The sequence below is a fragment of the Vibrio agarivorans genome (assembly GCF_030409635.1).
Taxonomy (GTDB): domain Bacteria; phylum Pseudomonadota; class Gammaproteobacteria; order Enterobacterales; family Vibrionaceae; genus Vibrio; species Vibrio agarivorans.
Genome location: NZ_JAUFQF010000001.1, coordinates 1,245,590 through 1,259,496 on the forward strand (window position 1 = coordinate 1,245,590; position 13,907 = coordinate 1,259,496).

12 protein-coding genes and 1 pseudogene are annotated in these 13,907 nt (G+C 45.9%); 1 reads left to right on the forward strand and 12 read right to left on the reverse strand.

Annotated elements, in window-relative coordinates; translation table 11 throughout:
- Positions 1 to 106 precede the first annotated feature (106 nt).
- The 4 genes from serS to QWZ05_RS05480 all read right to left on the reverse strand — a co-directional run bounded on the left by serS (position 107) and on the right by QWZ05_RS05480 (position 4,100).
- On the reverse strand, positions 107 to 1,414 hold the full coding sequence (gene serS, locus QWZ05_RS05465) for a serine--tRNA ligase (RefSeq protein WP_264876819.1): 1,308 nt from the start codon (positions 1,412 to 1,414) through the stop codon (positions 107 to 109).
- A gap of 92 nt (positions 1,415 to 1,506) precedes the next feature.
- Entirely contained in the window at positions 1,507 to 2,856 is a 1,350-nt protein-coding gene (locus tag QWZ05_RS05470; RefSeq protein WP_264876820.1) for a replication-associated recombination protein A, read from the reverse strand.
- 3 nt (positions 2,857 to 2,859) lie between these two features.
- On the reverse strand, positions 2,860 to 3,456 hold the full coding sequence (gene lolA / locus QWZ05_RS05475; protein ID WP_264876821.1) for an outer membrane lipoprotein periplasmic chaperone LolA: 597 nt from the start codon (positions 3,454 to 3,456) through the stop codon (positions 2,860 to 2,862).
- 26 nt (positions 3,457 to 3,482) lie between these two features.
- Positions 3,483 to 4,100, reverse strand: a complete 618-nt coding sequence (locus QWZ05_RS05480; protein WP_264876822.1) for a YecA/YgfB family protein — start codon at positions 4,098 to 4,100, stop codon at positions 3,483 to 3,485.
- A gap of 138 nt (positions 4,101 to 4,238) precedes the next feature.
- Between QWZ05_RS05480 and QWZ05_RS05485 the strand changes: the two are divergent.
- Positions 4,239 to 5,015 (forward strand): annotated as a pseudogene (locus QWZ05_RS05485) (tRNA-dihydrouridine synthase); the annotation flags it as partial.
- Between the two features lie 168 nt (positions 5,016 to 5,183).
- Here QWZ05_RS05485 and QWZ05_RS05490 read toward each other — a convergent pair.
- The 8 genes from QWZ05_RS05490 to QWZ05_RS05525 form a co-directional block, all read right to left on the reverse strand.
- Positions 5,184 to 5,729, reverse strand: a complete 546-nt coding sequence (locus QWZ05_RS05490; protein ID WP_290295800.1) for a hypothetical protein — start codon at positions 5,727 to 5,729, stop codon at positions 5,184 to 5,186.
- Positions 5,711 to 6,364 carry an AbiV family abortive infection protein gene (locus QWZ05_RS05495; protein ID WP_290295798.1) on the reverse strand — a complete coding sequence of 218 codons (654 nt, stop codon included), beginning with the start codon at positions 6,362 to 6,364 and terminating at the stop codon, positions 5,711 to 5,713. Before QWZ05_RS05495 ends, QWZ05_RS05490 begins: the two co-directional genes overlap by 19 nt.
- An 82-nt stretch (positions 6,365 to 6,446) precedes the next feature.
- On the reverse strand, positions 6,447 to 8,615 hold the full coding sequence (locus tag QWZ05_RS05500; RefSeq protein WP_290295796.1) for an AAA family ATPase: 2,169 nt from the start codon (positions 8,613 to 8,615) through the stop codon (positions 6,447 to 6,449).
- Positions 8,612 to 9,049, reverse strand: a complete 438-nt coding sequence (locus tag QWZ05_RS05505; protein ID WP_290295794.1) for a VPA1267 family protein — start codon at positions 9,047 to 9,049, stop codon at positions 8,612 to 8,614. Before QWZ05_RS05505 ends, QWZ05_RS05500 begins: the two co-directional genes overlap by 4 nt.
- The gene (gene gmtX, locus QWZ05_RS05510; RefSeq protein WP_290295792.1) at positions 9,049 to 9,726 is read right to left on the reverse strand and encodes a gamma-mobile-trio protein GmtX; all 678 of its coding nucleotides are present in this window, start codon (positions 9,724 to 9,726) and stop codon (positions 9,049 to 9,051) included. Before gmtX ends, QWZ05_RS05505 begins: the two co-directional genes overlap by 1 nt.
- Complete coding sequence (gmtZ, locus tag QWZ05_RS05515; protein ID WP_290297067.1) at positions 9,726 to 12,383, reverse strand: gamma-mobile-trio integrase GmtZ; 2,658 nt, start codon at positions 12,381 to 12,383, stop codon at positions 9,726 to 9,728. The genes gmtX and gmtZ overlap by 1 nt, the downstream gene beginning before the upstream one ends.
- Positions 12,383 to 13,108 carry a site-specific integrase gene (locus tag QWZ05_RS05520; RefSeq protein ID WP_290297068.1) on the reverse strand — a complete coding sequence of 242 codons (726 nt, stop codon included), beginning with the start codon at positions 13,106 to 13,108 and terminating at the stop codon, positions 12,383 to 12,385. Before QWZ05_RS05520 ends, gmtZ begins: the two co-directional genes overlap by 1 nt.
- On the reverse strand, positions 13,101 to 13,388 hold the full coding sequence (locus tag QWZ05_RS05525) for a hypothetical protein (RefSeq protein ID WP_290297070.1): 288 nt from the start codon (positions 13,386 to 13,388) through the stop codon (positions 13,101 to 13,103). Before QWZ05_RS05525 ends, QWZ05_RS05520 begins: the two co-directional genes overlap by 8 nt.
- Positions 13,389 to 13,907 lie beyond the last annotated feature (519 nt).

The following is a 13,907-nucleotide window of genomic DNA, read 5'->3' on the forward strand; positions in this document are numbered from 1 at the left end:
AGACGATGCCGATGAAAAAAAGACGACGAACAATAAATAAAACACAAAAAAAAGAGGCCTAACAAACTGTCAGACCTCTCTCTAATCAAATATCGTTAATCAGAAATTAACCAATATGCGTCATGCCGCCCATGTATTTCTGAAGAGCCGTTGGGATAGCAATGCGGCCATCGGCTTCTTGGTTGTTCTCAAGAATCGCAACCATAGTACGGCCAACAGCTAGACCAGAACCGTTTAGAGTGTGTACAAGCTCTGGCTTCTTCTCACCTTTACGGCGGAAACGTGCTTGCATACGACGTGCTTGGAAGTCCCACATGTTTGAGCAAGAAGAGATTTCACGGTATGTCTCTTGCGCTGGAACCCAAACTTCTAGGTCGTAAGTTTTACGAGCACCGAAGCCCATATCACCCGTACAAAGAACGACTTTACGGTAAGGCAACTCTAGAAGTTGTAGAACTTTCTCAGCGTGACCGGTTAGCTCTTCAAGTGCCGCCATTGAATCTTCTGGACGCGTAATTTGTACAAGTTCAACTTTATCGAACTGGTGCATACGGATAAGACCACGAGTATCACGACCGTATGAACCCGCTTCAGAACGGAAACAAGGCGTGTGAGCCGTCATCTTCAGTGGAAGGTCCGCTTCGTCAGAAATGGTGTCACGCACCATGTTTGTCACAGGCACTTCTGCTGTCGGGATCAGTGATAGACGACGCGGCTCTTCGTCACTTGCTTTCTCTTCTAACGGCTCTGTGTGGAACAGATCTTTACCAAACTTAGGAAGCTGACCTGTACCGTATAGGCTGTCTGCATTCACTAGGTAAGGAACATACATTTCTGTGTAGCCGTGCTCTTCTGTGTGAAGGTCAAGCATGAACTGGGCGATAGCGCGGTGTAGACGTGCAAATTGACCTTTCATTACGATAAAGCGTGCGCCAGTAATCTTAGTCGCGCTTGAGAAATCAAGACCATCACCCATTTCGCCTAGGTCAACGTGATCTTTCACTTCGAAGTCGTAAGACTTTGGCTCGCCCCAACGAGAAATTTCAACGTTGTCGTCTTCGTCTTTACCATCTGGCACTTCGTCATCAGGCAAGTTAGGCACTGAAAGCGTGATATCTTCAAGTTTTACTTGAACTTCAGCCAGCTCAACTTTCTTCGCTTCAAGGTCGCTACCTAGTGTACCGATTTGCTTTTTAATCTCTTCTGCACCCTCTTTGTCGCCAGCCGCCATTTTTTGGCCGATCTGCTTAGAGATGGAGTTACGAGTGGATTGTAAATTTTCTACTTCTACTTGAATCGACTTACGTTGCTCTTCAAGTTGACGAATTGTCTCAACGTCTAGGGCAAAGCCTCGACGCGCCAGTTTAGCAGCTGTTTCTTCCAGCTCTGTACGAAGTAATTTAGAATCCAGCATTGTTAATCCTATGCTTTTATTGATTAAAAAAACGCGCAAAACCATTCACGCGTTTGTCAAAATATATAAGTGTAGAAGATACCCAAAAGCCACTACTTTTCATAGCGCTTTTGTGGGCTTTTTGCATCTAATGAAGCGAGATAATCCAGTTTTTCACCAATTTTGGTCTCTAAGCCGCGATTTGTCGGCATATAGTAACGAGTTTGACTCATTTCTGGTGGTAGGTAACGCTCACCTGCGGCATAGGCACCTGGCTCGTCGTGTGCGTAACGATACTCCGCGCCATAACCCATGTCTTTCATCAAACTCGTCGGTGCATTGCGCAAATGATGTGGCACTTCATACTCTGGTAGGTTTCGCGCGTCATCCAGTGCCTGCTTCCACGCAGTATAAACCGCATTACTCTTTGGTGCGCACGCAAGATACACCACGGCTTGCGCAATTGCCCGTTCACCTTCTGCTGGGCCAATTCGAGTGAAGCAGTCCCAGGCATCCATCGCGACTTGCATAGCTCGAGGGTCAGCGTTGCCGATGTCTTCAGAAGCGATCGCTAACAGTCGACGAGCAATATAGAGCGGGTCGCACCCGGCGGTGATCATACGGGCTGACCAATACAGCGCTCCATCTGGGTTAGAACCACGAATCGACTTATGAACAGCAGAGATAAGGTCGTACCAAATATCCCCTTTATTATCGAAACGAGAAACCTTTTCGCCAGCCACCTCAGCGAGCAACGGCAAGGTGATCTGTTTAACGCCTTGTTCATCCTCTTCAGCCATGTCGTACAGCAGTTCAAGGTAGTTAAGGGACATTCGGGCATCGCCGTTCACCAACTCTGCCAAACGCTCAAGGACATTTTCATGGAACATTGCTGTAGTTTTACCTAAGCCACGCTCCGGATCAGTAATCGCTTCATTGAGTGCGTTCATCACTTCTTTTGTTGACAGTGATGTCAGCTTGTAGACTCGCGCTCGCGATAGCAGAGCGTTATTCAGTTCAAAAGAAGGGTTTTCGGTCGTTGCACCAATAAAGGTAACGGTACCGTCTTCTATATGCGGTAAGAAAGCATCTTGTTGCGACTTGTTAAAGCGATGCACCTCATCGACGAATAAAATCGTGCGTCGGCCCGCTAATTTGTTGTCGCGCGCTCTGTCGATTGCGGCCCGAATATCTTTGACGCCAGAGGTGACGGCTGAGACGCGTTCGACTTCCGCATTGGCATAATTTGCCGCCACTTCGGCAAGCGTTGTCTTACCAGTCCCCGGAGGTCCCCAAAGTATCATTGAGTGTATTTGACCCGCTTGCAGCGCCTTTCTTAATGGCTTGCCCTCGCCCAAGATATGGGTTTGGCCAATATACTGTTCAATCGTGGTTGGGCGCATCTTGGCGGCAAGCGGGCGAAAATCTTCATCTGAACTAAAGTCTAAGCTGTAATTACTCACTGATTAGTTCCTTTGATCATCCACTTCCACGCCATCAGGCACAACGAAAGTAAAGCGATCTCGTTTAGGCGCTTGTGAGCTCAAGTTAGTAAAGCGGTAGTCCCCTTTCTGACCATCTTGTTCAATCACTTTGAAGCCAGAAACTTCGCCAGCATCGTTGATGATGATCTGAAAAGTACCTTGATTCACTTCTTGTGAGGTCGGTACTAACGTAAAGACATCTTGTGCCTGAGAGACTTGATAGTTATCCCAATCACTCTCTTGATCACGGGTTAACAAGATAAATGGTGTTTGTGCTGCAGCTTGCTCTTGCCAAAAAATGCTTACCTGTTCAATAAATGGGCTGTAATACCAGATCGACTGACCGTCAGAGACTAGAACATTTTCATCGGGTAGCGTTGTTGTCCAGCGGAATAAACTCGGTCGTGCAATCTCAACCGTGCCTTCTCCTTCCATTACCACATCGCCTTCGGGGCTAGTCACCACCTGAGTAAAATCTGCACTGAAGCCAGCACTCATTGACAAACGCTCACTCAACTCTTGCTGTGCGCCTGCCAAAGCGGTAGAACTGACCAATAATAGCGCTAATAATTTCTTCATTGTTATTCTCCTGTGGTCATCACTACTTAACGACCACAACACTGTTTAAACTTTTTGCCGCTGCCACAAGGGCACTGTGAGTTACGGCCTACTTCTTTGTATGGGTTGAAGCTCTGCGCTTTGTCACCGACCATTTCAGCGTCTGCTGCCATCGCAATTTCAGCAATCATAATATCAAGCTGATCATAGAAATCATCAAGCTGCGGTAAATCCTCAATCCCTGCTTGCTGCATCTGCTCATGAGTGGCTTGCTCATCAATCGCCAACATCATGGTCGTTAAATAAGCTTGCAACATGCGTATTGTGCCATCTGACGGCTGCTTCTCTTGCCATTGCTCCTCTACGGTAGGCCATAGGCTCATAAAGCCCTCAGCAAAATCAGACAAGCACTCCTCTTTTACATCAGCTTGCTCAAGAAGTTCCAATAACGAGTAGCTTTGCGTTTTTAACACCGCATATTGAGCGTTGATCTGCTGCTCAAACTCGCCTTTGTGGCCCAATGCTTCTTCACCGAACAGTTGTCCCACCCATGTTACAGGATCAAGAGGCTTCATCGTGAAATTCGCAGCCAGCACCGCACCTTCCACAAACCAAGGTGATTCTTGAGTGGGTATTTCGGACAGATTTATCAATGAATAAGACATAGTATGGGGTTTCTCTCTTTTGCGTTATGTTGCGAGTATACCGTTAACTCACGCTTTCAGCGAGAAAGTGGCGTGACTTTGCACATAAATCAGCCTACAATCCCGCTCCCAATTTTTACACCGGAGTGACCATCAACCATGCGTGTTGTATTAGGCCCAATGGAGGGTGTTCTCGACCACCTGATGCGAGAAATTCTCACTGAAATCAACGATTACGATCTGTGTGTTACTGAGTTCGTGCGTGTCAGTGATCAAGTTCTGCCGGATCACGTGTTCCATCGCCTCTGCCCTGAGCTTAAGCAAGGGTCACAAACAAAATCTGGTGTTCCTGTGCACCTGCAACTTCTTGGGCAACATGCAAAATGGATGGCAGAAAATGCCATCAAAGCTGCAGAACTCGGTGCAAAAGGGATCGATATTAACTTTGGCTGCCCTGCCAGACTTGTCAATAAACATGGTGGTGGTGCTGCGCTATTAAAAGAACCCAACACCATTCATGAAGTAGTTAAAGCGTGTCGTGATGCTGTGCCTGACCACATTCCTGTCAGCGCAAAAATTCGCCTTGGGTGGGATAATCCTGAAGACTGCTTTGATGTCGTTGATGCCATTGAACAAGCAGGAGCGAACGAGCTGACGATTCACGCCCGCACCAAAACCGGTGGCTACAAAGCCAGTGAGATCCGTTGGGAATATATCGACAAAATCCGTCAACGCACGTCTATGCCGCTGATTGCCAATGGTGAGATCTGGAACTATGCGGATGGTCAGCGATGCATTGAAACAACAGGTATCGACTCGCTGATGGTGTGCCGCGGCGCATTTAACGTACCTAATCTAGGCAATGTAGTGAAGCACAATGCACAACCGATGCCATGGCATGAAGTGGTGGAACTGCTGATCGTCTACTCCCACTACCCCCCGGAGTATACAGTAAAAATCGTGTCTATTTGCGAGTGAGTGAGTGGAAGACCATTACTGACAATGCTCTTCCCATAGGTGACAAACGTACACACTATGTATAATAGTGTGTACGCACTTCAATCCCTCAAGGATTAAAGAGCCGATAACATTTCACACTTTCTATTAATCTGTGGTGACTGAATAGTCACCTTTCCCCTCGTTGTAATCATAATGAATCTCAGTAGGGTAATCTTCAGATGCAATTTCAAGTATTTCGATAATGGTAGTAACTGGGATTTTATATACATATTTATGGCGCTCAAAATCAGAGCAAGTATAGACGCCTCCCCAGTTGCGATCTTTATCTCTGTAGGCATACAAAGCACTGCCATGTACTAATTGGTTTGCAATAAACTGGACTGTCTTTGTAAGCTTATCTTCTTTAGATAGGTCATACAGTTCATCAATGTCCCAGAAGTTCAAGCTATTGACAGGTTTGATACATTTAGAACCGTAGACATTAAATTGTTTACTCGTTGTGCGCGAGGAAAGCTTATTTGCTTCAGTAAGCTTTCGAACCATAAATAACGATATAATTACATCTTTTTCGAAGTTGACTTGCCGCTTCTCGGTATATCTTAGCGGTTTAGAAACGGGTTTAAACCTTCTGGCATAAGCAGCTAAGTCTTCCTTCCAGTAACGAGACTCAATCACAATTTCTTCTTCCACTCCTCATACCAACGCTTACCCTTCAAGCCACTCTCAAACGGCCATGCCAAAACTCTATCGAACAAGGGGCCTTGCGTTATCAAATCCATATCAGGAATATCCCAATACATGTCATTTAGAGCAATTTTCTCATTTATATCCCTAAACTCACCAACCATAAGTGAAATAAATTGCTTTGCATCATTCTCAGAGGTCACTTTTATAGGTATAGACACTCTGCTATCAACATCGACTTTACCTTTAATCCTGCTTAAGCCAACGTAAGTTGCCTTTTGCTTCTTTACTTCAATCTCTTTCTCTTCAATCTTCTTTACAAACTTCGGTGAAAACTCAAATAAATCACGACTTATAAAATGAGTTTGCTTTTTGGGGTGATTGAAAAGTAACTTTAACCACTGTTGTTCAATGTCTTCAGGCATGAACCCTTCATTCGTTAGTGCTGTGTAATAATAGTGTTCAACCCAACTAGCTTTTGAAAACTCTTCCAGTGAAAGTACCGCTAACTGAAAACTGGATGGATATGAACCATGTTCGAATAGTAATATTGAGTCATTTAAGAGTCTGAGAGCATTGTGTAAAGACTCTACCGCTATTTTCTCAAACTTGTACTTGCTCAATCCGTCTAATTTTTCCATTGATAACTTTAGTTCCCCTAAATATTAAGCCATTATGTACAAGACCAGAATTGCAGTAAACGCAAGTCTGCACAATAAAACTTCAGCATTGTAATAGTTCTTTCAGGTAGCTATTCCGCTTATGAGAGTGACTAGGTGCCTTGGTGATCTGCTTCATGTCATCACTACTACCAACGATATGGATTTCACTTTCCGCTCTAGTGATTGCCGTATAGAACCATGCTCTATCCACTATTCTTCCGTTTTGCAGAGCGATGATGATGCGTGGAAACTGTGATCCTTGAGCTTTATGTAGAGTGATTGCGTAACCCAACTCCATGCAGTCGAGAACGGATTGTGTTATCTCGACCTTTTCACCTGTATCTAGCGTCACTTCACCATAACTGTCACCAGAAGGTTTGGTACTGGTTAGTGTGCCAAGTGAGCCGTTCTGAATGCCTTTATCGTAATGATTCTGCGTGAATAACACCGCATCATTGAGGCTAAGTGGCAGAAAGAACTTGTTACCATTGATTTCGAACTCAAGGCTGGCGCTATCTGGGTTAACGGCTTGCTGGGTGAGCTTATTGATTTCTGATACGAGTGCCTTGGTTGGAGCCATGACACGACTGCTATCAGGGAACTCTTGATAAAGCTCGCAACAGACTTTGGCAATGTCTGTTTTACTGGTTTCGTGAAAGTGTATTGCACCTGAGCTTAATTGTTCAGGCATCACTCCTTGATTGATGAGTTTTGAGTATTCGGGGATACCCGTTGAACCTTCTTGCCGTTTGACGATATCCAGCATCGTATTCGCCACCGTTTTTGCTTCAACGATGTCTTCCAATACCTTGCCACAACCTATTGGTGGGAGTTGGTCAGGGTCGCCACTGAATATCAATCGTACAGAGGGGTGAATGTGATTTACTAGGCGATACATAGTTGGCAGGTCAATCATGCTCGCTTCATCAATCACTAATAGATGATTTGTTTTCTCGACACTGGGTTCAATAGGTTCTTCACGCAGCAATTTGGCAATGGTTGAGGTAACAAAACCGATGGACTCATGAAGTCTCATTGCAGCACGACCGCTGAGCGCAACGGCGTGTATTTCAAATCCAAGTTGATGATATGTCCTGAGAGCCGTCCTGAGTACCGTTGTTTTGCCTGTTCCTGCACCACCCGTAATGCAGCTTACCGAATTATCCAGACACGTTGTGACGGCTTCGATTTGTTTAGGGGTTAATTCGTAGGGAAGCTCCGCAGCCGCAGAGCAATACGCAGCATTGGCGTTTTCATCAAACAAGTTATTTCGCTTAATCAGTGTTTTTAAGCGCTTGGCAACAACACTTTCCATCAGAAGTTGCGCTGTTGGATGGTAGGCTCCTGTGTCGGGATTTAAAACATACTGAGCTTTATCATGACCTGATTTGAACGCCTGAGTGACCAGTGTTTTGTCTCTTAATAGCTTGTTGAGGTAAGGGCGCACATTGGCATGAGTGGTATAGGTGTGACCTTTTTCAATCTCCTTGCGAATCGCCATTTCCAGAGCAGCGCTGAGCCTTCTTGGGTCATCCTTCGCAACATCGCTCTTAAAATCCGTTAACTTGATAATGTCTTCAATGGCACTGAACGAAAGACCAAAGCCCATTAAAGCATAAGGATTATCCTTGATAACATCGATGGAGGCTTCACCGTGATGCTTGAGTAGTCGTTGCTGCACACTGGCAGGGATGTTGTACTCGCTCATCCAGTTGCAATGAGCCAGATTTTTATATTTGGCGTACCCCTTAAAGAGCGCTTCCACTGAATCTTCACTCAAAATCGATGTCAGACGCTTTCTGGACTCTGGGGTGTCATTTCTCAGTGTGGCATGGAAGTCTTTACCCAAGAGCTGCCAGAGCGCTCTAGCTTTGCTTTCGCCAATACCCTTGAAGTCACTTTCTCTGGCGATAAATCGTATCAGTTGCTCACCTGTTTCGGGTAAAGTGCATTCAATATGCTTGGGTGATTCATACGTGTGCTGCTGCATTACATAATCACCCATCTCCATATTTTCTATCTGTCGAGCACCTCTGACTGACCAATGCTGACCCAGCGTTGGAAGTACAGGGATGCTATCGGGGTCGGCTTTGATGGTGACGTAATACTTCCCACTATTGGTTTTGTAAGAGTCTTTCGCCAGCGGTACACCGCTGAATATCACCATCTTGGTCGAGTGATAAGGGATACTGGTGACACGCATTTGGTCTTCATGCAAAGCGGTATTCATCGTGGCATCAACCCCATTTCGGATAAGGTTTCAGATAGCTCACCAAAGCGCTCAAGTCGCTTTTCAAGCTCCTTGACCTTGGCTTTCAACTCGATGTTTTCAGCCTCTAATGATGACACCCGCTTTGAATCGAGCAGCTTTCGATTTGCTGTGTTGTCGTAGGCTTGAGGTTTGCCCTCATTCTTCTTGGCAGCGGCGGTCAACGGTGGCAGGACACCTTTACTGCGCAGCTCATCTTCTAAGGCTTTGAGTGCTTTCTTGAGGGCAGGATTTTGGTTTAACGCCGATTTGCCACAACCAATACCCTTTGCCACTTCAATACGGTTAAGCTGACCTCTGAACACGATTTGTTTAAAGTCATCGTCCGTCTGTGTGGCTTTCCAGACCTCAAATGCCTCAAGGTTTTGCTGTGCTTTTTGCTGCCCACTTGCCATTAGTCATCTACCTCACCCAATAGCTTGCGAAGCCCTGTGACAAAGCCTCTAGGGAATACTTCGCTGTTGTATTCCATGTCTTTTACTTGACCCGCCTGAGTAGTTTGCCAGTCGTTCTTTTCCATGCATTCATCAGAAATGACATACGCTAAGGCTTTTTTCTCTGATTCGGTGAGTACGCCTGATAGGGATGGCAGCACTTCGACGCTTGGCTCTGCGGTGGTATCAAACTGGCGCACAGGGCGCTTGTCGATAGTGATATTGGCGTGTTGCTTGAGCAAATTGACCTCTTTGCGGTAGCGGTTACGCTCGGCAATGATTTGACCAAACAAGGCGCGTACCGCAGGGTCTGGGATGCGCTCTAACAGCTTATTATCCGCAGGGATGGATTTAGACCGTGAGGTGTTGGATAGCGGCTTTTTGGTACTGGTATTGCACTTTGCCGCCCACGCTTCGATGAGTGTTCGGTAGTGCTTATTACGGGTAGCACGCAAAGCTTCATACGCCAATCCGCCATTTTCAGCAGACACCCGACCAATTTGCGTGATGGAGAAATCACGCTGACCTGATTCTGCATAGGCTTTCAGCGTGTCATTGAGCTTATCGAGGTTTTGCTGCGTGCGAGGCACTTTGCCTTCTTTTAAGTCAGCCAAAATAACATCAATATCGAGTTCCATTAGTCCTCCAATAAGTTCGGTAGTGCTATGCCATCTAGATTAATGGCTTTATTAGTCAGTGCATGAATACCCTGAGAGAGCAGCTTGTTATCGGTCAGGTATTCTTCCGCTTCGATGTGGTTCGCCACCTTGCGGTAGCCTTCGAGCTTATCGTCAGGGTCAGCAATTTTCGCCATTTGGCGCAGCATGGCATTGGCGGCTATGAGTTGTTGTTTGTCGTCCATTTCCATGAAAATCGGCTCGAAGCCTTTTTTCATTAGCACACGACTGAGTTGCATCGAGCGCTTTTGAATAGCAGGGGTTTTACGCAGTTCGTCCTGTAAATCAGGAAAGAATTCTGCATCATCACAAAGCAGTGATAGATGCAGTAACTCAGAGTCGGTTTCGATAAACTTTAAGGCATGGCTGACATCTTGCTCATAGCCAACCGCAATCAGTTTATCTTTGCTGTCATCTTCATTTCTGGTCTCTTCAACACGAATGATTTTCTGAATAAGTTCAAAGCACGCAATCCAGTCTTTGGCGTATTCATCGGCTTCAACTTGCTGCTTTTCATAGCGGCGCTGTAGGGCTTGCAGCTCATAGTGCTTGGTAAACGGTTTGCCTTGCTCTTCACAAAAGAACTGCTCGTCTTTTAGGGCTTCCAGCTCACCTTCAATTTCCACAGATAGGTTCGCAGCCTGATGTGCTTTGTAGCTCAGTTGGTTGAAGTGGGCATTGAGCGCAGGCAGGTATCGAGCTTCGGTAATAAACCAGCGGCAGCGAATACAGTTTTCAGGGCCGTGAGGCACACTGCCGTAAATGCGGTGGGTAGCAGCTTTTACATCATTAATCAACTTACCACCGTTCCAGCAACCACCAAGGGTACTGACTTCATCCGATTTCACGGTGTTACCGCCTACCAGACACATACCGCACGAGCGTTCTTCCCAGCCAACCGGATTACGATTAACCAGTGCCGCCTGAATGCTGTCATCGTTGTGATACACCATCTTGCATTGAATTTGCTCCAATGAGGCATCTTTAAGGAAGTTGCGCACCGATTGTTTGGATTTTGCGTCTAGCTCTCCATGCGCTTCATCCATTTTTTCAGCCATTACTGATGGGGTAATCTTGTTGTAGTAGATGGTCATCAATAGACGCGTATGCCCTGCTAATAGTTTAGAGATTACAGGTAATGGCAGTTGGGTGTCCATCGTATAGGCAGTGATGAGTGAGACTCGCAAGCTGTGCAATGGAAAGCTAGTTTTGTAACGTCGCGACTTAGGTATATCCTCTGGATACTCGGAAACTAACCTCAATCTTCCCCCGCCATCGAGACTATCACCATGTTCAGCCAATTGATTTTCTAGAGCGAAGAGGAGTTGATACCAGAAAGAGTCTAGCGCATCGTCCCTAATGGGTTTAGTTCTATCATCCCCCCTTGCCGAGGCCTCTCTAAATAGAAATGAAATTTCCCCCATACTTTCCAGTTGTGCTTTCGATTTTTTCTTATCAGTGTGCTTGGTAAGTAATGTGGTGCAGTCGGTTGGTTTATCAATTGGGTTGTACTTTTCTTGCCAATTGCGTAATTTCTCTATCCAGTACAATACTTCATTATTTTGCCACGGAATGATGTAACCACGCTCTAGTTCGTCCTTGTTTTGGTCGGCGGTCTTATTGGTATTGATATACAAGCCTGTTGAATACAGCCCTGTCATGGTGTCGTGAATTCGGCGGAATATGCCTTTACTAAATGGGCGCTTTTCACTGCCAAGTGCAAAGTCATTTTTAGTGTTAAGTACCCATTGAGCGTTTTCGTAGCGCCACGTATCGGCTTCACCGCTATCTAGCATCCGCACCTGATAGGTACGCAGTGGCAGATGGAGCTTCATGAAAACCACCATCGCTTTGACGGGTGACCAGATTTGGTGAAGGATGATTTTATTGCCTTTGCGAGTTGTTTTTATAGTACGCCATACACAGTCGGGGTCGGTTTTATCAATCAGTTCTGGTTCAACTTCAAACCAATCGCCATCATTACCTGATAGACGTTGACCTGTCTGCTGTTGCGCCCATGTCCAGTGTTTGAAATTACGATAGTGATAAGTGGGAAGCAGGGTTTCACCTTGCTTGAGGTTTTGTTCAATGACGGTGAGTTCGTCTTTATCAGGTAGCGGACAGAGGATTTGGCGCAAATTATGAATGTAGCGATACGGCAGGGGGGTACGTACAGTTTCTGTTAGTGATTCCTGTCGTTTGATTTTGCTCAGCGGGTTTTCAACCAATGACACTAACTCGCCATTGTCATCCTCTTCAGAAAACACCTTTTGGACAACAAAGTCAATAAAGTCACAGGAGATGTTTACTCCTGATTGGATTACTTTAGGAGAGTTTTGTGTTTCTCTTAACAACGTCTCCAGCTCTTCACTAGAACATTGGTGTCCTCGGTGTCCCTTAAAAAATAATGATATGTCGCCTATCGCATAGCTTGCGCGCTCTCTAATATAGGATTCGAAGAAGCGAGCCAAAGCAAATTGTTTAGTGTCAATCGATGTGGTTTGTGCGGCCATCCACTCGGCTGCCAACTCCTGCCATTGTTGCCACTCAGCACCAAGTGTGGTGAGCATCCAAGAGAAGGATGAATCCGATGAACGTCCGTCATTTTTTCTCGCCATTATTTACCTCTCAATTTAGGATGCTTGCCTGTGAAATAGCCCTGCGGGTCGACGTCATCAAACCCATGCTCAACGAGTGCTTTCCAGTCGAGCGCTTTGACTTTGGATTCAGGGTTTGCCAGTTGCAACGTCGCTTGGGTCAGTTCATCAGAGATTTCCTGCTGGCCTTTGCCTGTGTAGGGGATTTGTGAGTCTAGGGACTTATGGTGCATACAGCGTCGAATTACCAACGGGTTCAATCCTGAACGTTCTAATCGTCTGCCGTAATTATGTCGATGCCCATGTGGATCTAAGCCTTCTGCCTTGCTCGGCTCTAAACCAATGCGCTTCAAGCCGTTGGCGTAGTTATCATGGAAGGCGTTGATGGTGTAAGGGTTGCCGATAGCGCTATGATGAAACGAAATAAACGCATAAGGGTGATGACAGTCGATGCTGGCTCGGTACTTTTGGTAGTTTTTCCAAAGTGACATAAACACTTTGCCATAGTCAGTTGGAAACCATTGAACCTGTATGTAGTTGTCTTTGTGGTCAACCACACGGTTCTTCCAACCAAGATGAGCTGTGCCTTTCATGCGCTGACGAGGGATGCGAGCATATTGCTCCTTTAGATATGCTTCTCTGTTTGGTGTACCAGAACGACTTCGCCAACCATCAGGGGCTTTGCCATCTGTTTCGTTGTAAATTCGAACGATAGCACTATCTGGCTCATAGGGATCTTCAAACACGTCTGTCACCCAAAGCGTTTAAAGCTTCACTTTCGCGTAACCCGCCACCGTGCATTAGAAGGAGTATTAACTTGTCCCTGAGTGCCACTCGTGGGTCGCTCGCGCCACCGATGCCATTTATATAAAAATCTTCCCAATGCTTTTCAGGAAAGGCGATGGCGTCATCTTCGGTTTTGGTGAGCGGCGTGCGTCCTTTAATGGTTCGCGCCTTACGGATGGTTTTGTTCACAGTCTTATCTTCGATATGACCAAGGAAATCATTTGGTTTTTGCGATACCATGCAGCGTAATTCAATCGCTGCTCATGCGGGGTAGCATCACGCAAGGGGTTCATGGACGCAGTACCTTGCTTTTCTGCCAACCAGTCGGTAAATGCCGTCAGTCGATGAATATGCTTATTCACGTTACTGGTTGAACTGGCACCCAATCTAAACCAGAGGGGTCAATCCCATCCTCACCAATGGTTCCTGTATATAAACGTTAGAGAAGGTCTGGAAGAGTAACTTCGGATCGTCGAACAACCCTCTATTGCTTCCATATAATCCAACAACAAAGATACCGCTTGAAGAAAGCCATTCATCACTGAATTGCTCACTCCGTCAGCTTCTAATTTGAGTAGGTATACTGTCACCGTGCTCAACTCGCCTTGCTCAGTTAGCAAGATAGGCAGTTGGCTTTTTGATGCCCGTATTGTCCTCTACAATCGTCGCTCTGACTTTTACTGATGACAAGCTATGCTTTCCTTATACACAGTGTACACAATATTTACTATATACCCATATAATTAGTTGTGCAATAAA